21 protein-coding genes are annotated in these 21,857 nt (G+C 46.0%); 8 read left to right on the top strand and 13 right to left on the bottom strand.

Going from position 1 to position 21,857, the window contains the following annotated elements; genetic code table 11:
* Nucleotides 1–20 precede the first annotated feature (20 nt).
* From astE to AC0J20_RS19105, 3 genes are read left to right on the top strand one after another with little or no spacing between them, the layout of a single operon-like run.
* Entirely contained in the window at nucleotides 21–1,061 is a 1,041-nt protein-coding gene (gene astE / locus AC0J20_RS19115; protein ID WP_229527529.1) for a succinylglutamate desuccinylase, read from the top strand.
* A complete protein-coding gene (locus tag AC0J20_RS19110; RefSeq protein ID WP_229527528.1) occupies nucleotides 1,062–1,484 on the top strand; it encodes an HIT domain-containing protein in 423 nt (140 codons plus the stop codon).
* A complete protein-coding gene (locus AC0J20_RS19105) occupies nucleotides 1,481–1,813 on the top strand; it encodes a heavy metal-binding domain-containing protein (protein WP_229527526.1) in 333 nt (110 codons plus the stop codon). The genes AC0J20_RS19110 and AC0J20_RS19105 overlap by 4 nt, the downstream gene beginning before the upstream one ends.
* Nucleotides 1,814–1,819: 6 nt before the next feature.
* Here the strand turns inward: AC0J20_RS19105 and AC0J20_RS19100 are convergent, their stop codons facing one another.
* Complete coding sequence (locus AC0J20_RS19100) at nucleotides 1,820–2,683, bottom strand: prolyl hydroxylase family protein (protein ID WP_473022952.1); 864 nt, start codon at nucleotides 2,681–2,683, stop codon at nucleotides 1,820–1,822.
* Between the two features lie 90 nt (nucleotides 2,684–2,773).
* Here AC0J20_RS19100 and AC0J20_RS19095 point away from each other — a divergent pair, with 90 nt between their 5' ends.
* The 3 genes from AC0J20_RS19095 to AC0J20_RS19085 all read left to right on the top strand — a co-directional run bounded on the left by AC0J20_RS19095 (nucleotide 2,774) and on the right by AC0J20_RS19085 (nucleotide 4,801).
* Entirely contained in the window at nucleotides 2,774–3,289 is a 516-nt protein-coding gene (locus AC0J20_RS19095; protein WP_473022951.1) for a hypothetical protein, read from the top strand.
* Between the two features lie 142 nt (nucleotides 3,290–3,431).
* Nucleotides 3,432–3,974, top strand: a complete 543-nt coding sequence (locus AC0J20_RS19090; protein WP_229527521.1) for a hypothetical protein — start codon at nucleotides 3,432–3,434, stop codon at nucleotides 3,972–3,974.
* A gap of 8 nt (nucleotides 3,975–3,982) precedes the next feature.
* Complete coding sequence (locus tag AC0J20_RS19085; protein WP_229527519.1) at nucleotides 3,983–4,801, top strand: DUF2189 domain-containing protein; 819 nt, start codon at nucleotides 3,983–3,985, stop codon at nucleotides 4,799–4,801.
* Between the two features lie 661 nt (nucleotides 4,802–5,462).
* Here the strand turns inward: AC0J20_RS19085 and AC0J20_RS19080 are convergent.
* The 5 genes from AC0J20_RS19080 to AC0J20_RS19060 form a co-directional block, all read right to left on the bottom strand.
* On the bottom strand, nucleotides 5,463–5,876 hold the full coding sequence (locus AC0J20_RS19080) for a hypothetical protein (RefSeq protein WP_229527518.1): 414 nt from the start codon (nucleotides 5,874–5,876) through the stop codon (nucleotides 5,463–5,465).
* Between the two features lie 13 nt (nucleotides 5,877–5,889).
* Nucleotides 5,890–6,783 (bottom strand): LysR family transcriptional regulator, encoded by an 894-nt coding sequence (locus AC0J20_RS19075; protein ID WP_473022950.1) that lies wholly within the window; start codon nucleotides 6,781–6,783, stop codon nucleotides 5,890–5,892.
* Nucleotides 6,784–6,870: 87 nt separating this feature from the next.
* A complete protein-coding gene (locus AC0J20_RS19070; protein WP_473022949.1) occupies nucleotides 6,871–8,106 on the bottom strand; it encodes a hypothetical protein in 1,236 nt (411 codons plus the stop codon).
* 62 nt (nucleotides 8,107–8,168) lie between these two features.
* Nucleotides 8,169–8,756: a cupredoxin domain-containing protein gene (locus AC0J20_RS19065; RefSeq protein WP_473022948.1), complete on the bottom strand. Its 588-nt coding sequence runs from the start codon at nucleotides 8,754–8,756 to the stop codon at nucleotides 8,169–8,171.
* An 81-nt stretch (nucleotides 8,757–8,837) separates the two neighbouring features.
* The gene (locus AC0J20_RS19060) at nucleotides 8,838–10,487 is read right to left on the bottom strand and encodes a methyl-accepting chemotaxis protein (RefSeq protein WP_473022947.1); all 1,650 of its coding nucleotides are present in this window, start codon (nucleotides 10,485–10,487) and stop codon (nucleotides 8,838–8,840) included.
* A gap of 384 nt (nucleotides 10,488–10,871) precedes the next feature.
* Between AC0J20_RS19060 and AC0J20_RS19055 the strand changes: the two genes are divergently transcribed.
* Nucleotides 10,872–12,833 carry a hypothetical protein gene (locus tag AC0J20_RS19055; RefSeq protein WP_473022946.1) on the top strand — a complete coding sequence of 654 codons (1,962 nt, stop codon included), beginning with the start codon at nucleotides 10,872–10,874 and terminating at the stop codon, nucleotides 12,831–12,833.
* 167 nt (nucleotides 12,834–13,000) lie between these two features.
* Here AC0J20_RS19055 and AC0J20_RS19050 read toward each other — a convergent pair whose 3' ends face one another.
* The 6 genes from AC0J20_RS19050 to AC0J20_RS19025 form a co-directional block, all read right to left on the bottom strand.
* On the bottom strand, nucleotides 13,001–13,903 hold the full coding sequence (locus tag AC0J20_RS19050) for a hydroxymethylglutaryl-CoA lyase (RefSeq protein ID WP_473022945.1): 903 nt from the start codon (nucleotides 13,901–13,903) through the stop codon (nucleotides 13,001–13,003).
* Nucleotides 13,903–15,897, bottom strand: coding sequence for an acetyl/propionyl/methylcrotonyl-CoA carboxylase subunit alpha (locus tag AC0J20_RS19045; RefSeq protein ID WP_473022944.1), 1,995 nt, complete (start codon nucleotides 15,895–15,897; stop codon nucleotides 13,903–13,905). Before AC0J20_RS19045 ends, AC0J20_RS19050 begins: the two co-directional genes overlap by 1 nt.
* Before the next feature lie 2 nt (nucleotides 15,898–15,899).
* A complete protein-coding gene (locus AC0J20_RS19040) occupies nucleotides 15,900–16,688 on the bottom strand; it encodes an enoyl-CoA hydratase/isomerase family protein (RefSeq protein WP_473022943.1) in 789 nt (262 codons plus the stop codon).
* 9 nt (nucleotides 16,689–16,697) lie between these two features.
* On the bottom strand, nucleotides 16,698–18,320 hold the full coding sequence (locus tag AC0J20_RS19035) for a carboxyl transferase domain-containing protein (protein WP_473022942.1): 1,623 nt from the start codon (nucleotides 18,318–18,320) through the stop codon (nucleotides 16,698–16,700).
* 97 nt (nucleotides 18,321–18,417) lie between these two features.
* Nucleotides 18,418–19,587, bottom strand: coding sequence for an isovaleryl-CoA dehydrogenase (locus AC0J20_RS19030; protein WP_229527506.1), 1,170 nt, complete (start codon nucleotides 19,585–19,587; stop codon nucleotides 18,418–18,420).
* A gap of 4 nt (nucleotides 19,588–19,591) precedes the next feature.
* On the bottom strand, nucleotides 19,592–19,981 hold the full coding sequence (locus AC0J20_RS19025) for a MerR family transcriptional regulator (RefSeq protein WP_229528025.1): 390 nt from the start codon (nucleotides 19,979–19,981) through the stop codon (nucleotides 19,592–19,594).
* A 208-nt stretch (nucleotides 19,982–20,189) separates the two neighbouring features.
* On the opposite strand from AC0J20_RS19025, the gene AC0J20_RS19020 reads away from it, so the two are divergent.
* Entirely contained in the window at nucleotides 20,190–21,371 is a 1,182-nt protein-coding gene (locus AC0J20_RS19020) for a thiolase family protein (protein WP_473022941.1), read from the top strand.
* Between the two features lie 50 nt (nucleotides 21,372–21,421).
* On the opposite strand, the gene AC0J20_RS19015 is transcribed toward AC0J20_RS19020, so the two are convergent.
* Complete coding sequence (locus tag AC0J20_RS19015) at nucleotides 21,422–21,796, bottom strand: hypothetical protein (RefSeq protein ID WP_473022940.1); 375 nt, start codon at nucleotides 21,794–21,796, stop codon at nucleotides 21,422–21,424.
* Nucleotides 21,797–21,857: the final 61 nt, after the last annotated feature.

The following is a 21,857-nucleotide window of genomic DNA, read 5'->3' as shown; positions in this document are numbered from 1 at the left end:
AATAAATACCCTACATTATTATGTCCAAAACCATCGATCTTTTACTGGCACAGGGTAACTTTCTGCAGTTATCCAGAAAATCGCCCGAATTATTTGCTCATCCACTGCAATTTACCTTATCCAATCAAACGACTGTGCAGATTCACTCTGAAGGTGTCATTCAGTTTGAGCCTGCAAATTATGGGGCGAAAGATATTGTCTATTCCTGTGGTGTTCACGGCAACGAAACTGCGCCAATTGAAATTTGTGACGATATTGTTCAGGCGGTGCTGCGCGAAGAACTGCAATTAGCCCATCGTCTGCTTGTGTTATTTGGCAACTTACCCGCTATGGATATTGCACAGCGATTTGTTCATGAAAACATGAATCGTTTGTTTGATGGCGAACACAGTAATCCTCAGGTAGATAGCAACCCGGAAAGAAAGCGCGCCAAACACCTGGAAGAAAGGGTCAGGGATTTCTTCCTGTCGGTGCCAGGCGGCAGACAGCGCTATCATTATGATCTGCACACGGCGATTCGGGATTCTAAAAACGAAAAGTTTGCGGTATACCCCTTTACTCACGGCCGGGCAAGAAATCCGGAACAATTGGTCTTTTTACAGCAATGTGGCGTGTCCACTATTCTGTTATCCGAATCGCCAACAACAACCTTTAGTTATTTCAGTTGCAAACATTTTCATGCTGACGCCTTTACAGTGGAATTGGGTAAAGTGCGCCCCTTTGGTGAAAACGACATGTCGCGTTTTGCCGCAGCAAAACGAATGTTGCAACGCTGGGCAACAGAGTCAGAAGTCGCATTACCTGAATTCGACGAAACGCAGTTTCACATTTATCGGGTCAATCAGATAATCAATCGCCACAAACCGGAATTTGTACTTCACTTTGAAGACGATACCCCCAATTTCACTGATTATCCCAAAGGAACATTACTGGCTTCCGAGCCTGGCGCGGAGTACCGGGCAGAACAGGATGGCGAAGCGATTGTGTTTCCTAATGCCAGGGTGGCTTTAGGGCAACGGGCGTTACTGACAGTCGTTCCTACCAGCCTGAAGGATAAGTAAATGGACAAGCCTTTTACACTGCATCAGCGTCTGCAGGAAGATTGTTTTACGGTAAAGGACTTGCCGTTATGCCGGGTACTTTTAATGAATGAAACCAGGTACCCTTGGTTTATTCTGGTGCCTCGAGTTGCAGGGTTAACCGAGTTGATGCAGTTATCCGACGCAGATGCCCGGCAATATTGGTTTGAATCGGCTCTTACACAGCGCTTTTTAAGTACAGAGCTTAACGCCGATAAACTCAACGTGGCGGCATTGGGTAATGTGGTCCCACAACTTCACGTACATCATATTGGCCGCTTTAGTCATGATGAAGCCTGGCCTGCACCGGTATGGGGTAAATTTCCTGCGAAACCCTATAGTCAGGACGCCAGTTCAGCGTTAATCTCACAATTTATCGAATACACACAAGGAGAACCAGGATGATAGTAACCACCACACACGAATTACAGGGATATGAGATTGAGCACTATTACGGGATTGTCGTCGGCGAAGCGGTAATGGGCGCCAATCTGTTCAAAGATATTTTTGCGTCAGTCAGAGATATTGTCGGTGGTCGCAGTGGCGCCTATGAAGATGTATTAACTAAAGCTCGTAAAATTGCTTTTTCTGAAATTGAGGCTGAAGCCAGAGGTTGCGGTGCGAATGCTGTAATTGGTATCGACATCGATTATCAGATAGTTGGCGATAAAGGCAGTATGTTAATGGTGAGTATCGCCGGTACAGCGGTTAAAGCACATAAAGCGAAGGCCTGATCCACATTATAAATAGGGCCGGGCTCTGAACCAGGCTGTGAGAATAAACTTGTTGCCTTTTGTGACAGGCTTACCTTCGTGGTAGGCCTGCGTGTTGACGTCGCCTGAGGCCTGTAAATTGTTCCAGATGCAGGCGGCACCTGCGACGGGTTTGACCACTTGCTGCGCCTGAGTGAAATAAGTGTCTCCACCTTCAAAATCATCATTTAAATAAAGCAGGCAGGTCCAGGTGCGTTGCCCCTGATCTTTCATCGCTTGCTGGTAGCCCGGATGCTTTTCGTCAAACCAGTCCGCATGGTTCTGATAAGATTGCCCCGGCTCGTAGCGCTGTATTTGCAAAGGCTCACAATAAGCAGGGTGTATCCCCATGACCTTGCTGATGTGCTGCGTGACTTTTTGTTCGATGTCCCTGGCAATATCCCTGACCAGCGCGGTGTCGGAAGTACGCCCCGAGTTACTTTGCGCATAGGCTTTACCAATGACCTTTGAAGGGGCGAAATGTCGTTTTGAGCGAATGATAAGTTGCTCGCACAATTTAGCGTCCAGTATATTGGGAACAACAAACAACTGCAGTTCGTCACACCGGATCTGATGACGCATAAATCGCTGTGTAAAGTTGAGCCTGGATAATGCATAAAAATAACCGGTCGAGCCGAACACATCCGCCTGCGAGGAAATGTTGTCAGGTAGTTGCTCAATAATCGCGCCTGGTGTGGGTGGCGTATACCCGCCCAGCAAAGCAGCTACGACAGATTCAGAAAACCCTCTTTTTAACAGATAGTAAAAAAGTTGCTGCTTGTTTACCCCTTTGCGCAATTGCTGGGCAATCCACTGTTCCAGTTTTTCGGTGGCTTCCTGTAGGTCAGACATACAATTTTACGAAGTTGGATTTGCTTTCATCTTGGCTTGTTGCTTATATCCTGATTAATAATTCATTAATGTCAATGTAATTTCATCCTTATGGCAATACCCCTTTTATGGTTAGGTGCCGCTGCAGCCACCTATGCCGGCATAAAATACAGCAGTAAAGTTTCACAATATCGCGGCTATGCTGATGTGTTGCCCGGTGGTAGTCTGCAAACCGTTAAACCTGTTAATGGCGCCATTATTTGTTGTGAAGTATATGGCGTTCTGGATCACACCGGCATATGGGTGGAAGATAGCATTATCGAATTAAACGGCAATGGCCTGGTGAGAAGTATCAGTCCGGAACGATTTCTGGCCGACCGCTCAGGAGAAGTCGCCTACATTGCTTGTGATGCAACAGGCTCACCCATGATCTCGGAAAATACCCAGATAAATGCCGTAAAACACATCTATCAATATCGAAACTATGATTTATTCAGCAATAACTGCCATCGCTTTGTTTGGGAAATGCTCAGTGATATCAGAGAGCCGGTGCATTCTTTCACCGACCTCAATAAACGACTGAGTGCTTTTCATCAGGGGCCGGTTTCATGGTTAAAACTGGTCTGAAATGGCAAATTCCCCATGAAAATTTGACCTGGAACAAATTTTCTGTACAGAAATTACGCTATAACTAAACTGCCTGCTAAAATTGACAGTATAAAAACTAACCAATGTCGGTTGTTTTAACTCTATAGTGGAGGGTGTTGTTATGCAACATCAATTTCTGTTAAATAATTTGGATAAATCTGATCTGCTGCAATCTAGCTTAGTCGCGACTGGAATCAAAGAAAACGACATTCACTTTGTGACCGAAACGAACCGCGACTATGCCGGGCATCATATACATGAGGCATCAATCTTTGAAGAACGTGATTTGCTACACAGTGCTGTACGTTATGGCATTGTGGGCTTTTTTGTCGGTATTTTACTGAGTGTTATCCTGTATCAAACCCAGCCTTACGGATGGCAATTTGGAGCGGTTAACGCCGCTTTTGTTCTGGCGTTGACGACGGGGTTCGGTGGTTGGATAGGGGGCCTTTTTGGCATCAGTCACAGAAATTATCGCATTAGTCGCTATGAAAATGAGCTGAAAAATGGCAAAGCTATCATGCTTGTATATACTGATGATGAGCACGCCGATAAAGCGAAGCAGATTGTGCAACAAACAGAAGCCGGTTCGCGATACCTCGGCAAGGATACGACCTTCGATAATCCGTTGAAAAACCAAAAACTAGAAGAACTGGAAGATTAGGAGAATATATGTCGCATAAGTTTGAGGAACAACCGCAAAATGCCATCACAGACAGTAAAATTGCGCGAGTAATACGCTGCAAAGAGTTAGATTACGGCGACCCCATTAAATGGTTACGCCTGGGGCTGAAAGATATGCTGAAAGCCCCACACATTACTGCCTTTTTCGGCTTGCTGTTTGCCATTGTACCTTGGTTTATTGCATACCTCGTGGAGCAAACCGGGTGGCACCTTGTAATATTACCCGCCCTGGTTTGTTTTATGTTAATTGGCCCGTTTTTAGCTGCCGGGCTGTACGATGTTTCCTGGGAGCTGGAGAAAAATCACGTTCCCAGTATCTGGCACAGTATCAAAGCAATTACCCGCAACGCCGTGAACGAATGGGCATTTGGAATATTGCTGATGGTGTTGATGATCTTCTGGCTGAGAGTGGCCGCATTGATACATGCGTTGTACCCGCCTTATCTGGAAGACAATTTAGAAAACTTGCTTCCCTTCCTGACGGTAGGAACCTTGGTGGGGGCTGGCTTTACCTTACTGGTGTTTTTCATTAGTGCGTTTACCCAACCTATATTAATGGAGCGCAAGGTGGATCTGGCAACTGCAGTAATGACCAGTATGAATGCTGTGTGGGTCAACAAAAAAGTCATGGCTATTTGGGGTGGCTTTATATTTACCTGTGTTGCTTTTGGTTTTGTTGTCGGCATTACGCTGGATTATATTCTTGGGTTTGGTAGTTTCCTGTTTACCATGCCGTTAATTGGCTATGCCTCTTGGCATGCCTATATTGATACAATCGAAACTAAGCGGGCCAGAAAGTTCGAATAAGTTTCCTTGTTTAATTTCGAGTGGCAGTCTTCAGAACTGCCGCTTTCATTTTAATCTGATGAATATCATGTGCTTACCAGTTTAATTGACTGTTGGTCAGTTGATTTGTCTTTTTATCGCTATCACTTAAATTCAATCAGGTCCCATTTTTATGATTTGAAGGCTTGCAGGTTAAAGCCGATTATTATTCCTCTGCTAATCTGTATCCATGCTTACACAGCGAGGCGGAAGGCAGGACGCATTCAGGCCATATCAACGGGACGTTGACACTAATTTAAATTGTTAGTTGCACAAGGGAACAGTAAGCAGAGGGAGCAAGTTAATGTGAACTCAGGATGAGCTTCGCATTTAATTTTTAAGCAGGATGCTTGGGTCCGAAATTAGCCAGGGAGGCGGTTAGCTCAGCGTTGATGGGCAACAAGGGAAGGGGCAACAGTGCAGCGCCAGGTTAGCAGGAAATAACCTGTGTTGGACAGGACCAGTGACAACCCTTACAAGGAGTTGTCGGTAAAAGGGAATTGTCAGAGCAAGGAGAATTCTTCAGGGGCAGGAAGCAAGTTGTGAAGAATCTGACAGACAGACAAGGGTTGTTGTGTGGCACGCAGTTAAGTCACACAACACTCTTTTCCCCTGCATGATAATTTATCGGCTATTTTCGGTTTTATTGAGTGTTATTGGCGATCGCCTGATTGAAGTAATTTTCAACGCTAATTTGACTGTCATTCACCAGACGTTGATAACAAACCCCGGCAAAAGCATAGGAGTGAATGCCGTATTCAAGAAGTACATACGGGGCATCCGGGTTTGATTCGTCATAACTCCATTGACCACCTACAGTGGATCTAAATACTTCACCTACATAGGCACCGTAAATATTGCACAGAGTAAAAACGGCTTTGTCTTCCAGCGCCTGGTCGCGGTATTTGTTTATCCATCTTAAGATAACTTCATCAATCACCTTAATGCTATCAGCACTGCCATCAAGATTGATACCGAACTCGTCACGTGTCGTAATCACCGCATTTCTGGCACTGTCTTGCATCAATTCATCAAGTTCTTCGCGGGTCATTGCCATATTTTATTCCAAATTATTGTTGTAGTTCTCGTTGGGCCAAAATTAAATCGGTCAGCATTTTAGTACCTGGTCCCATTCTATCTGAATGTGGGTTAACAAGCGACATAGTAACTGAGCGAAAACTACTGCCTTGTATATTTAACTGCGCCAGTTCACCGTCCTCAATATGTTTTTCAACATTGTGTATAGGTAACCAGCAAAACCCAAGTCCCTGACGCAGGAATTTGATAGCAGTTTCAAAGCGGCTGACGGTCCAGCGTTGCTCAGCCTTTAACCAACCCTGTCGTTCAATTGGCGCTTTTGCAGTGTCTTTGATAACTATCTGCAAATGTTGCACCAACTCATTCGGGTCAATAGGCCCTTTTTTCTGTGCTAACGGATTTTCCGGGTGAGTGACAGCGACAAATTTGACGTTGAGTATCGGCTCACTGAGTACCCCTTTTGGAATTGAGGCTGTGAGTGCAATATCAGCCCAACCTTCATTAATCAGTTCTTCTGTGCCGGTCAGCACCGTATCTATGATGTTCAGCCGACTACCCCGACAAGATGGATAAAAGTCCATCAGGATAGGTGTCAAAAACTGGTCAGGGAACGCCAGCTCAACGGCAATGTTTATTTCTGGTTCCCACGCCTGGTTAATGCTTTTGGCCAGCTCTTCCAGGTCTTCAACGCTCTTACTCAGCAGGCGGGAACGTCGCAGCATGACTTCTCCGGCTTTGGTCAGGTAAGCCTTACGACCTCGCACTTCCAAAAGCTGTACGTCTAGTTGGGATTGTAATTTTGCGACTGCATGATTGAGTGAAGATTGGCTTTTATTCAGCACTTTGGCAGCGTGAGCGTAGCCACCGTGGTCAACAACTGCCTGTAAAATTCGCCATTGCTCGAGAGTCGTTTTAGAGCGATACATGAGAATGTTCGATTTTTGTGAATATCTGATTGTAATACTAGCGCTACCATTCTAATTTTGTAAAGCGAATTTTTACTCCCGACACTATCAGAACCGGAATTGCACCACGGCGAGTAGCTGTTGTTGTGACAATCTGGCATCTGTGTCAGTAAACTGTTGACGACTGGCTTGCCAGGTTTCGGTTAGCAGCAACTCTGTTCCTATTTGCCAGTGTTCATCAAGGTTATACCGATAGGCGGCTGTCAACCCCCAGCCGTGACCGTTGTTATTGTCCTCAGGAATCAAAGTGTCTTTATCTATTGTGTTAAAGTCATCAAATCTAAGGGCAAAATTATGCTGCTTATCGCGGTAGGCAATCATGGCATACCAACTATTAAACCCCACCAGTACTGCGCCTGGACCCATTGCAGTTCGTCCATGCATACCGTGCATAATCAAACGCCAGTTGCGGTCAAATCGATATTGCCATGACAATGAATGAAAAATGGTATGCCAGGCATATTGGCCGCCGCGAGCCAAAACGGTCTCGTCTGCGTTGTTGTTAAAATAATGGTAGCGCAATCGGGATGTTTTTTGGTAATCCCAGTGTAAGCCCATTTGATATCCCCAACGTCCGTCGATTTCCCGGTAGGGTTCAACCCAGTTGGCTTGTGGGGCCAGTGCCTGGCCCTCACCAATGGAGGGATAATCTGCAAAGAAAACTCGCTCATTCACAATAGATTGTTTGTCATGCAGACCCCAGCCTCGCCAGGCGAGTAGTGTTCCGGCGGGATCATTGCCTTTGTATACAGCCCCTGAAAATGCAAAGGTATGAGGACTGCGGTTGTGAAACCGACCTGGGCGGGTGACTTTAAATTCGCCACCTAAAGTACGGACCTCTTCGCCTATCCAACTGCTGATTGCTGAATTGGTGTAGGTATAAGGTGACAACCAGCCGATGTCAGGGTTTTCAAAGCCAAATTCAGGATAGAACATCCCCGCTTTAAATTGCCAGCGATACTTGCTGGACCAGATGGGTTTATATTTTATCGAAAGCTGGGTCAGTCCGGCATGTGAACTGGGTGAATGTGTTGCATTAAGCACGGAATGCCAGGAAACATAGTCTGTCAGATCGCCTGATAATTCTAATAAAGCCTGACTGAGCTGCAATTTATTATCAGCATCGTATCTTAAAATGCCGGTGCCACCCTCTGTAAAACTCAATTCATCATCTACAGATAAGGCCAGACTGCCCTGAATTAACCCGCGCACTTTTAGAGATTCAGCCTGAACTGAGGTGGACAGCGTAATAGCTAATGGGATGAGGAAGGCGACAGATTTCATTGTTGTTCTCGGTTTTGGCTAATATTCAAAAAACGACTGGCAACGGGTTGTGTAGCCCGCCGTCAATAATCATCAAAATCGTCTAAGTCGCTGGCTTCATCGTAGCCGGGCAATAAAGCTGTTTGCAGTTGTACAGAAACCGGGGCTGAAGGCGTTAGTAGCTCACCCTGGTGAACGGGCTCTAGTTGTGACAATCTCGCGTGCCACAATTGCCAGCGAAATTGCTCATTGTCCGGAACCTCAATAGTAACTGCACCATTGCTGTCAGATACTGCAAACCAGGGGGTATCGGTGACATATACGTAGGCTTGCATCCAGTCGTGAATATTACAGCCGATGTGAATTGCACCGGCGGCAGACATTGTTGGTCCCGTCTCAGTTTCGCCTGCCTCGATAGTTAAATCAAAAGGCTGTGCTTCTGATAAGCTATACACCTGATGTTTTATCGAATCCTGATTTGGAAATGTAACCGTTGCGCCTTTTTTTACGGCCACAACGTGTGGTGTAAACTGCTTATTACTTTGACTCAGAGTGGCGCTTTGCGGGGTGCTGTTGGCGGCCAGCTGAATTGCTCCCTCTGTTAGCGGGAACAGGCTAATAATGGCATGGGGTAGTGGGTCACCCTGGTTATCTTTGAGTTGAAATGTCACCAACGCTCCCCAGCTATGCTGACTAAAACAAAGCAGGAAAATTACACTACGACACAGGGATTGCATAAGCAGCTCTACAAGTTATTCGACCTTAAATCGATTTAATAACGTTTGCATATCTCTGGCTAACGACAAAAGTTCGACAACTTCCTTTAAGGTGTCCTGAGAATGCGCGTCGGACTCCACCGCCATGGATTTCAGGTTGTCGATGCTGCGATTAATTTCTTCTGCTGTTACCGATTGTTCTTCAACGGCACTGGCTACAGTCATGTTCATTCCTGAGATCAAATCAACGGCAGTGGTGATCTCTTGTAATGCTTGACCGGAGAGAATGGCTTTTTCATCCAAAATTTTTGAATTATTTAAAGATTCTTCCATCACTGATACGGCCTGTGCACTTTCAACGCTAAGTTGCTCGATGTTTTCACGGATTTGTTTGGTCAGTTCAGAGGTTCGCTTTGCCAGGTTGCGTACTTCCTCTGCGACAACGGCAAAACCTCGCCCTTGTTCGCCGGCCCGGGCGGCTTCTATCGCCGCATTCAGCGCCAGTAGATTGGTTTGGTCAGCGATTTCACTGATAGTGTCAGTTACATTGGAGATAGATTGGGTTCTGACATCCAACTGTTTGACCACCTCTGATGTCGTGGCAATGTTGGAGGTTATGGTATTGATGGTAGATACCGATTCGTTAACAACGGCATGGCCTTTGATCGCTAACTGATTCGCTTCTTCGGTTGCTTCAGAGGCATTCGCCGCATTTTTAGCTACATCGGTTACCGCCATACTCATTTGACTCATGGAACCAGCGACATCGTCACTGACTTCCTGTTGTTTTGAGGTCGCATGATGTAGATGGTTCATTTTCTCGCCAACAAATTCCATGGACTGCATAAAACTCACCATGGCTTTTTTAACCTGTTTCAATATCGCTGCCTGGTTACTGGCAAACTTGTTAAAAGCAATGGCGGTTTCACCAATCTCATCACAACGGTCTTCCTCCAGCCGTTGTGTTAAATCCCCATCACCTGAAGAGATTTGTTTTAATCTGTCTGTCAGTACTTTGAGTGGTTGTGCCAGCAATCGAATCGCCATCAATGTCATAAAAGTACCAAATAATACCGCGCCGATTGTTACGAATAAGATCAGTGAGGCTGAAAAGGTAACGTTTGATTCCGCCTCCTGCACAACCATTTGGCTGTCCTTTGTAACCACCGCGCTCATTTGATCTATCACATCATGCATTTCTGCAAATTTCTGCGAAGCATCCTGCAAACTAATTCGCGACGCCTCGCGCCGTTCTTCTCTGCCGTTATTTTCCCGTAGTGACACCACCTGGAAAGTCAGCGTTTGCCATTCTTTGCTCAAACGCTCGTAATCATTCATCAAACGATGGATTTGCGGATCGTCAATGACAAGTTTGAATTGCTGGAGTTTTTGCTGTGCTTCTTCAATGTTCTGCTTGTGGTAATTCACCAGATTGCGAAATGGCGGGGATGAAGTGCTAACGAATATCAGGCTGCGTTCTGCTGATATGGCTCGATACAAATTCGCATCGGCGGCCAACATCAGATTGGATGCCGTAAAGTACTTATTGGCGATGATATCGACATCATTGGCCAGTTTTTGCTGAGTCCAGAATGCCACAATGATAACCACAGACAATGAAGCAAAAAATGACCCTGTTAACAGCCAAAGTTTATTTTTGATGGATAAATTTAAAAACCAGTGCATATCTTATTATCCGGTGTGTCTTGCAAAGCGAACTATTTTTACTAGAAAGACTGCGGGCAGAAATAATTTCTGTCAATAAAAAGTGATTTGACCAAAGGTAATAAAAAGAACCGGATTTGCCTGTTTCATTTGCTATCGGAATAAATGTAATCTGCTGTAATGTGCTTATGTAAAATATTCCAGATAATGGTTTAACGCTTTGATAGCGCAACCATTTTTGAAGATGTAAGAGTGTGAAAACAGCAGTGAATGGCTGTTTAAAGTTCCAGATTTAATGAATTTGACTTAATACTGTTCCCTTGGGGCATTCGAAGAAAATGGATTTTTATACGGTTATATACATCGCTTAAAAACCGGATTTTTTATCTCATATAAGGAAAACACATGAGTACAACTAACTCTACAACCCCCCAATCCTTAACAAAAAATGAAATTGCTGGTACGGCTGTTTCAAAAAGTGGAGGGTTAGACCTGGCGTTTAATATCGCAGAAAAAGCAGTGCCTAAACCCTATAACGTTGCAGTCAAAGCAGCAAAAATAGTAAAGGGCGTTCTCTTTCCAAAGCCCAATATGACTTTGGAAACCCTGAAAGAAATCCAAGCGCAACTGGATGAAATGGACAAAAAGCTGGATGAAATCCAGATGATAAGTTCAGCCACTTATATGGCGGTAAAAACCTTAGCTTATGATTATGCGCAAAACCACTATGACAGCATTGTCACCGCACTCATTGACGCCAATATCGGTATCAATAGTAAGTTTGAAGAATTTTACACCCAACATGTTTTTCCTCGTACACCTGACGAATTCTATGAGTTTACTGCAAACCTTTGCCCGGGTGGCGTTTGCTCACAGACTGATAGCAATATTTTAAGACTTCTTGGGGCTAACGTTCCTGAGTTGGCAACAAAGGGGGTTTTAACCGAAAGTCAGGTGACCTCTTCAAATTTGGATCCCGCAGAATTATTGAACGAATTTTCTGATAGATTGAGACCTGATCGCAATATATGGAAAGACCTGAACAAGGCATACCATGATGTGCTTAAAAAGACTCATGGAGAGAGCAGCATCGACAATAAAGTTGTTTATTACATGGCTGCAATGCAACCCATTGTTACCTTACAACTTAATTTACTCTCTGATATGCAACAATTGTTTTTTATGAATCAGGTTCAGGTTGCGCTGCTATACAATCACCCAGAGCTTTATACCGGGAAGCATGCACCGTTTCCATATGCGCTATCTGATAAAAGTGGAAAAGCCGGTTATGAAGAAACGCTGGTATATATGGCAGACTTTTTTGAGGATTTGGGAAGCAAGTTCATTGCAGTCTTTGGAGCAACTGAAGATTCCGAAGACAGAACAAAAGGTATAATTCAATTTGTTGAGCAGGCAGATTACCTGAACAACTTTTGCTCTGGCGACAATGAATCTGACCGATTGTTTAATACCGAGAACATTAATAATAATTGCTGGATTGAAGAGCTCAATATGCCCAATAAGAAAAGTGAATGGCATACCGGTACCGTTACGGCATTGTGCCAAGTTTCAGATGATAGCCAGGAGCTTACTTTAAAAAGGCTTTACTTCAATTTTCCCTATAAAGTAGATAATTTAAATGGCATCACTGAACTGAATAATCCAGCAATTGAATACAAGGATGGTGTATTAAAAGCGAAAAACCCGATAGATTTTAAAAATATTGTCGATACCTCTGTGCCTTCAGGCACACCTTCGGCTTCAACATGGGTAGCACACACCTCCGGCGCTCTTGGCCGTTACCACCTGATGTACCAGAAGTACAAAATCAAACTCGATTCATCCAGTGAATTTACAGAGCATGTTTACGACGACAGAAAAAGTAAAATGAATAACTCATCGCGTCCCAATAAGTACGATATGTCGGTAAAGGATGGCAAGCTTGAATACCCAAAATGGGAAGGGCCGGTTTACAGTAGTTCAGCAAATCCAGATGGCTGGACCAGCAGCGCATACGCAGAAACCCAAAATGGGCGGGGGTATTGGGTAAATAGCTATTTTGTGCAACGCGACTATCCATCCAGCACAGGAATAAGCGACGCCAAGGGACAACTCATTTATCTGGCGCCACTAAAAAATGACACTCGTTGTGAGCAAACGATTAAAGATGGCATAGTCACGCTCAGCTGGCCTGCGGGTAATGACCAGGAAGCAACAACAGTGAGTATAGACACCACTACCAGTTGTAAATGTCCAGACAATAGCGGAACCTCAGGTGGGGGAGCATCTTTTAAGTGTGGAGAAAATGTTTTATCTGTTACTACTGAAGCGCCGATAGTGGAAATCCAGCCTTTAGCTCCTAAATAGTCCGAAAAAATTGCTGTGACAGCAAATTGCAGTTAGCAACTAGCCAAGCTTTATATCAGGATGGCTGTAGCTACAGCCATCCTGACTAATTATAAAAGCGCCAAGCCATTAATTGCGCAAACACTTAAGAACACTTTCCCAGTACAGGAATGTCACACAGTGGTGGGTTAGCCTTTGGCTAACAGCGCGTTGGCAACTTTGGAGTTATTGCTGCGATTAAGTGCTTTGGTGATCTTGTCACCAGCCTGCACTAAAGCATCCAGGTTAATACCTGTCTCAATGCCCATACCATTTAGCATATAAACCACATCTTCAGTGGCCACATTGCCTGAGGCGCCTTTGGCATAAGGACACCCACCTAAACCTGCGACAGCAGCATCGATGACATTGACGCCCATTTGTAACGCCATCAGGATATTACTCAGCGCCTGGCCGTAAGTGTCATGAAAATGCACAGCCAGTTTCTTTACAGGTATATCCTGCAAAACTGCATTCAACATCTGTTGGGTTTTCAGCGGTGTGCCAACACCAATGGTATCGCCAAGAGAGATTTCGTAGCAGCCCATATCCAGTAACTGTTTCGACACTTGTTTAACCGCTTCCGGGGCAATGTCACCTTCATAGGGACAACCCAAAACGCAGGAAACATAACCGCGTACCTTGACGTTTTGCTGCTGTGCGGCCTCAATTACCGGTGCAAAACGCGCCAAGCTTTCAGCAATCGAGCAGTTGATGTTCTTTTGTGAAAATGACTCAGACGCGGCACCAAAAATCGCCACTTCATCGGCTCCGGCTTCCATAGCTGCTTCAAAGCCTTTAAGGTTTGGTGTCAGGGCAGAGTAGGTGACGCCTTGCTTGCGTGTCACCTGTTTAAATACCTCTGCAGAATCGGCCATTTTGGGCACCCATTTGGGCGAGACAAAACTTCCGGTTTCTATCATGGATAGTCCGGCATTCGCCAGACCTTCCACTAACGCAATTTTATCTTGCAATAAAATATCGGCCTTTTCGTTTTGCAGCCCGTCACGAGGTCCCACTTCAACGATGGTTGCTGATTGCGGTAATGTCATTATTCGCTCACCTCAAAGGCCAGAAGTTCCGCGCCACCGTCCACCAGTTCACCGGCCTGAAAGAAGAACTCTGTGACTTTACCTTTTGCCGGTGCTTTGATGGTGTGTTCCATTTTCATGGCTTCCATGATTAGCAATGGTGTATCAGCGTCAACTGTCTCTCCGGCCTCAACCATGAGTTTTACGACAGTGCCGTTCATGGGAGCAGTTAAACCCCCATCAGAATCCTGCATATCATCTAAACCTAAATCAGGCTCTTCTTCACTGAAGTGCAGAGCTGTTTGTGCGGTGTACAAAGACATATCACTGCCATGAACTACCAGTGTGGCTTTTTGGCGATGTCCATTAACATTGGCGATTAATTCATTGCCGCTCAGTTTTCCAGAAACCAACAAATCTTCACCATTGATATTCAACTCAAACTGTTCAGCATCCACATGGGTAACAGTCACTTCGAATTTTTCACCAGCTACACCCACAACGACAGTCTGGCTATGTTGCTCATTGGCACGCCAGGCGTTGGTAAATTGCCACGGAGAAGAGATATCAGCACTGTTGGCTTTGGGTTGAGTCTGTTTTTTATTGAGCAGAATGGCAAGCACCATTAACGGCAAACATTGATTGAAGTCATAGTCGCTGTTAACAAATATCTTATCCTGGTGCTTCTCGATGAAGCCAGTGTCCAGTTCGACATTTCTGAAGGCATCGGTGCTGGCCAGGTTGTACAAAAATGGCAGGTTAGTGGTCATGCCATTAATATGGTAATCGCTAAGTGCCGAAGTCAGACGATTAAGCGCTTTGTTGCGATCTTCGTCCCAGACAATTAGCTTGGCAATCATAGGATCGTAATAAACTGATACTTCATCGCCCTGGCGCACGCCGGTATCAACCCGCACATGGCGGTTTTCTAATGGGGCCTGCAGATAGGTAAGTTGACCGGTAACTGGCAAGAAGTCATTGTCGGGATCTTCGGCATAAACTCGTGCTTCAAATGCATGTCCGTTGACTTTGAGTTGCTCCTGAGTGAGCGGCAAAGGCTCGCCAGCAGCGACATTCAGCTGCCATTGCACCAGATCCTGGCCGGTAATCATTTCGGTAACCGGGTGTTCTACCTGTAAGCGGGTATTCATTTCCATAAAGTAGAAGCTACCGTCTACGTCATACAAGAATTCCACGGTGCCGGCACCGACATAGTCAATGGCTTTAGCCGCTTTTAATGCAGCTTCACCCATGGCTTTTCTGACTTCTTCAGACAAGCCAGGTGCTGGCGCTTCTTCGATAACCTTCTGGTGACGGCGTTGTACCGAACAATCCCGCTCGAACAAATACACGCCGTTACCATGTTTGTCACAAAACACCTGAATTTCCACGTGTCTGGGTTGTGTCAGGTATTTTTCCACCAGCATGGTGTCATCACTAAAGCTGGACAAGGCTTCTCGTTTTGCCGCAGCTAAGGCCCCGGCAAATTCTTTTTCAGACCATACCTGGCGCATACCTTTACCACCGCCACCAGCAGCCGCTTTGAGCAATACCGGATAACCCATGTCATCGGCGGCTTTTTTGATAACGGCTTCCGACTGGTCATCACCGTGATAGCCAGGTACCAGAGGTACACCTGCTTTTTCCATGATGGTTTTGGCTGCGCTTTTACTACCCATGGCTTCTATAGCGCCGGTAGGCGGCCCTACGAAAGTAATGTTGTTGGCTTCGCACAGATTGGCGAATCTGGCATTTTCAGATAAAAATCCATAGCCAGGGTGCACCGCATCTGCACCGACTTCCTTACAAACATCAATGATGGTTTGGGCTTTCAGGTAGCTGTCTTTGGCTGCTGGGCCGCCAATGTGTACCGCTTCATCCGCCATTTGCACATGCAAGGCATTGGCATCAGCATCAGAATATACGGCAACAGTGGGTATCCCCATTTTGCGCGCAGTTTTAATAACACGGCAACAAATTTCACCGCGGTTAGCGATTAGTAATTTCTTAAACATGTTTAATCCTTGCGCCAGTTGGGTTTACGTTTTTCCAGGAATGCGCTCAATCCTTCTTGACCTTCGTCAGAGACACGGACAGTGGCAATTCGCAAACAGGTCTTTTCAATAACCTCTTCTTCACCGGGCTGATTTTTAACATCAAAAATCAGCTGTTTTGCTGCCGCGACCGCCTGTGGGCCGTTGCGCAATATGTTATTCAGCAGATCTTCAATGGTGGTATCCAGTTCTTCCTCGGTAACTGTTTCGCTTACCAGCCCCAGTCTTCTGGCCCGCCGAGCAGAAAACACTTCCGCGGTCATAAAATAGCGACGAGCAACCCGTTCGCCCATGGCCGCAATCACATAAGGACTGATGGTGGCAGGGATCAAGCCAAGACGTACTTCGCTTAAACAAAATTTACTGAGTTTGCTGGCGACTGCCATATCACAACAGGCCACCAGACCCACTGCGCCACCATAAGTGGCTCCCTGAACCCTGGCGATGGTGGGTTTAGGCATGTAATTCAGGTGCCATAACATGTCAGCAAGCTTTTTCGCATCAGCAACATTCTCATCAAAGGAGTAATCCGCCATGCGCTTCATCCAGCCTGCATCTGCGCCAGCGCAGAAACTTTGGCCATTGGCTTGCAATACCATAGCGCGCACGTTTTTATCTTCACCGATTTGTTTAAACAGGTGCGTCAGTTCAGCGATGAGGGCATCGTCAAAGGCGTTGTGCTTTTCCGGGCGATTAAGGGTAACCGTGGCTACGCCACGTTCATCAAGATTATAAAGTACAGAGTCAGTCATCATCACACCTTACATTCTAAAGACGCCGAATTGAGTTTCCTCAACAGGCTTATTCAGGGCAGCTGACAGGCTCAACCCTAATACAAAACGGGTGTCAGCAGGATCGATTACACCATCGTCCCATAAACGGGCTGAGGCGTAGTAGGGGTGTCCCTGATGTTCGTAGTTGTCCACGATAGGTTGCTTAAAGGCTTGTTCTTCTTCTGCGGACCAGGTTTCGCCAGCGCGTTGTTTTTGTTCTTTTTTGACTTGCGCTAGTACGCCTGCCGCTTGTTCGCCACCCATTACCGAAATACGGGCGTTTGGCCACATAAACAGGAATCGAGGATCGTAAGCGCGGCCACACATGCCGTAGTTACCGGCACCAAAGCTACCACCAATGAGTACAGTGAACTTAGGTACGTTGGCGCAGGCTACTGCCGTTACCATCTTGGCACCATTTTTGGCTATACCGCCAGACTCATACTGTTTACCCACCATAAAACCAGTGATGTTTTGCAGGAAGACCAGTGGAATTTTGCGCTGGGCGCAAAGCTCAATAAAGTGCGCGCCTTTTAGTGCTGATTCGGAAAACAAAATACCGTTATTAGCAACGATGCCAACGGGATAACCGAATATGCGGGCAAACCCGCACACCAGTGTGGTGCCATAAAGCGCTTTAAACTCATCAAATTCGGAGCCATCAACGATGCGGGCGATAATTTCACGTACGTCATAGGGCTGACGAGTGTCTTTCGGAATAATGCCGTAAATTTCTTTGGCATCGTAAAGCGGTTCTCGGGCTTCGCGAATATCAATATTGGGTTGTTTTACGCGGTTTAAACGGGCAACAGAATCACGGGCGATCTTAAGCGCATGGTGATCGTTGTTGGCCAGGTGATCCACTACACCTGAAGTCCGGCAGTGTACATCGCCACCGCCCAGCTCTTCTGCCGATACTACTTCACCTGTTGCGGCTTTAACCAGCGGTGGTCCACCCAGGAAGATTGTGCCCTGATTTTTAACGATAATGGATTCATCTGCCATGGCGGGAACATAAGCGCCACCAGCAGTACAACTACCCATAACCACTGCGATTTGTGGAATGTTTTTGGCTGACAGGTTGGCCTGGTTATAAAAAATGCGACCAAAGTGTTCTCTGTCCGGAAATACATCGTCCTGACGAGGCAGGTTTGCACCACCGGAATCCACCAAATAAATGCAGGGCAGGTTGTTCTGTTCAGCAATGGTTTGCGCACGCAGGTGCTTTTTCACCGTCAGAGGATAGTAGGTACCGCCTTTAACTGTGGCGTCGTTGGCGACTATCATGCATTCCTGACCGGATACCCGACCAATACCCGCGATAACTCCAGCGGCGGGCACATAGTCTTCATAAACGTTCCAGGCTGCCAGTTGCGAGATCTCCAGAAAGGGAGAGCCGGGATCTAATAAGGTATTGATACGTTCTCTGGGCAATAATTTGCCTCGGTCGGTATGACGCTTATTGGCTTTTTCGCCACCACCTTGTTTGATTTGCGCGATTTTTTCTTGCAGATCGTTCACCTGCAGCGCCATGTGCTCAGCATTTTCTGCAAACGCAGCACTTTTCACATTAATTTTTGATTGAATTGGATTACTTGCTTGTGTCGACACATTTAACTCCGTTAAATCCGCTTCATAAAAAATCGGATTTGCGAAAAATCCGATTCATTAATTACAACCGGGCTTGTATCTGCCCGGTCAATATACTTTAGACTGATTCTTTGAATAATTCGCGACCAATCAGCATACGACGTATTTCAGAAGTACCGGCGCCGATTTCATAAAGTTTGGCGTCCCGCAGCAAGCGTCCAGTCGGGTATTCATTGATATAGCCATTACCGCCCAATAACTGAATCGCATCCAGCGCCATTTTGGTGGCCAATTCTGCCGCATAAAGAATCGCACCAGCAGCATCTTTACGGGTGGTTTCACCACGGTCACAAGCCTTGGCTACGGTGTAAACATAGGCACGCGCGGCATTCATCTGAGTGTACATGTCGGCAACTTTACCTTGTACCAACTGGAATTCACCGATGGATTGACCAAACTGCTTGCGGTCGTGAATGTAGGGCACAACGATATCCATGGCGGCTTGCATAATACCGATAGGGCCACCAGAAAGTACCAGACGTTCGTAATCCAGACCGCTCATCAGCACGCGTACACCGCCGCCAACCTCGCCCAGAATGTTTTCTTCAGGAACTTCTACATCTTCGAATACCAGCTCGCAGGTATTGGAAGAGCGCATACCTAGCTTGTCTAGTTTTTGCGCCTGAGAGAAACCGGCAAAGCTTTTTTCAACGATAAAAGCGGTGATACCTTTGGAGCCACCATTGACGTCAGTTTTTGCGTAAATCACGAAAGTGCTGGCGTCAGGGCCATTGGTGATCCACATCTTGTTGCCGTTAAGAATGTAACGGTCGCCCTTCTTATCCGCACGCAGTTTCATGCTGACAACATCAGAACCTGCGTTAGGCTCACTCATGGCTAATGCACCAATGTGCTCACCACTTACCAGCTTAGGCAGATACTTTTCTTTTTGCGCTGCAGTACCGTTTTTGTGGATCTGATTAACACATAAATTACTGTGGGCACCGTAGCTTAAACCAATGCCAGCTGATGCACGGCTGATTTCTTCCATAGCGACAACGTGGGCCAGATAACCCATATCCACACCGCCGTATTCTTCTGCGACGGTCATGCCTAACAGACCCATTTCACCGAATTGAGTCCACAGCTGGTTGGGGAAGGCGTTATCTTCATCGGATTTTTCTGCCAGAGGCGCAATTTCGCCCTGCGCGAACTGGTAAATACCTTCTCTTAACGCATCAATATCTTCGCCAAGATCAAAATTTAATGTAGGGTAGGGAGTATTCATGGATTTACACACCTTTGGTTAATTCAGATAATTCTTCTTTACAACGCAGCTCCACGTCATTTAGCTCATTCATCAGCATCTGAATATCTTCCATTTGCTGTTTCATGATGGCGCGTTTCTCATGCGTCATGCGTAGCATTTCTTCTAGTTGTACTTTAGAGCTTTGATGAGAATCATATAGCTCAAATAAGGTTTTGGTTTCAGCTAAAGAAAATCCCAGACGTTTGCCGCGTAGGATCAACTTTAGCCGAACTCTATCTTTTTTATTGTAGATACGACTTTGACCGGCTCGCTCTGGTGCCAACAGGCCTTGCTCTTCGTAAAAACGAATAGAGCGGGGGGTAATGTCAAATTCTTTTGACAATTCACCAATAGAATAAGTTTGCTCACTCACAGGTTTACCTTTACGTTCACGTAAGGAATAAGTTAACGTAAAGGTAAAGTAACCCTGACAACTTTTCAACATTCTATTTACAACCGATTTCGACAAAGTTATCGCTTGCGTCCAGAATGTTGTACAGGATGGAGATGGTCCTAAAGTACAGTCGCTCAGATTGACCAAATAGACCACAATGCCAACATCATCAGCAAAGGTAATGAAAATGACAACAGAAAATATCGTTATTGTATCTGCCAAACGCACCCCAATGGGCGCATTTATGGGCAGCTTATCCCCTCTGACCTCTACAGAACTGGGAGCTGGTGCCATTGCCAGTGTCCTGGCCGATAGTCAGGCAGACGCCAATCAGGTTGATGAAGTGATTATGGGCTGTGTTTTGCCTGCTGGTTTGGGGCAATCGCCTGCAAGACAAGCGGCACTGGCGGGCGGTTTGCCGCTTTCTGCTGGCGTAACCACCATTAACAAAGTGTGTGGTTCGGGTATGAAGGCCGTTATGATGGCTCATGACTTTATCAAAGCTGGCAGTGCTGAAGTGGTGATCGCAGGTGGTATGGAAAGCATGTCTAACGCGCCATATTTATTGCCTAAAGCACGTGGCGGTTATCGCATGGGTCATGGCCAGGTTCAGGATCACATGATGCTGGATGGTCTGGAAAATGCCTACGACGGTCAGGCGATGGGCTGTTTTGCTCAGGCGACTGCCGACGCTGAAGGTATCACCCGGGAAGACATGGACGCGTTTGCTTTGTCCTCTTTGGATAAGGCCAAAACGGCGATAGCTGAAGGTTACTTTAAAAATGAAGTGGCTGATGTGGTGATTCAGGGCCGTAAAGGCAATGTGGTGGTCAGCGAAGACGAGTCTCCGGCTAAAGCTATGCCAGAGAAAATCCCCAATTTACGGCCTGCATTTAAAAAAGACGGCACAGTAACAGCAGCAAACTCCAGCTCTATTTCTGATGGTGCCGCAGCACTTATGATTATGACTGAGTCCAAAGCTAAATCATTGGGCCTTGAGCCACTGGCTCGCATTGTAGCTCATTCCACCAATTCCATTGAGCCAGAAAATTTCACAGTCGCGCCAGTGGGAGCAATGCAAAAGCTGATGGACAAAGCAGGTTGGTCGTTGAATGACGTAGATTTATTCGAAATCAATGAAGCCTTCGCCATGGTGACCATGTTGGCGGTGCGTCAGTTGGAGCTTGACGAAAGCAAGGTTAATGTCAACGGTGGTGCTTGTGCGCTGGGTCATCCTATCGGCGCATCAGGTGCCCGTATTCTGGTGACTCTGATCCATGCATTAAAACGTCTGGGTAAATCAAAAGGCGTCGCCTCATTGTGTATCGGTGGTGGTGAAGCCACTGCGATTGCTGTTGAAGTGATGTAATTCTGGTAAGTTGTTCGACAAAAGCTGGCCGGTGTGCCAGCTTTTTAGTTTTAAGCACTTAAAGAGTGGCTATCTAAATAGGATTTGATACTGATTAATTCGTTTGCCAGCTCATCACAGGCGTTTATTAGCTGTTCAGCACCTTGTCCTTCCCGGATGGCTTTTTTGATTTGCATACACAGATTATAAGCCTTTGGAAATGCCAGTTTATTGGATTGTTTTTGCAATTCGTTAATGCTCGAAGCCAGTTCCAGTGATTCTGACACTGCCTCCTGTTGCATTTTATCCAGAGCAGGTGGTAGTGATGCAAAAAAGGTTTTCATGGCGCTGTGCCAGGCTGAAAAGCTGACACTGTGATTATGTATGCCTACTGCCTTATCAGTACCAGGAATACTGTTAATTAACTGCATATCGGCGTTTTTCAAGGTAGTTGTCGCCTAAGCCGTTAAGCTGCTTCTTTTTTGCTCTCCGGATTAAGTTCCACAA

Source organism: Planctobacterium sp. R6, assembly GCF_055755215.1.
The sequence above is the reverse complement of the archived record's forward strand: the minus strand, read 5'-3'. Positions and strand labels throughout refer to the sequence as shown.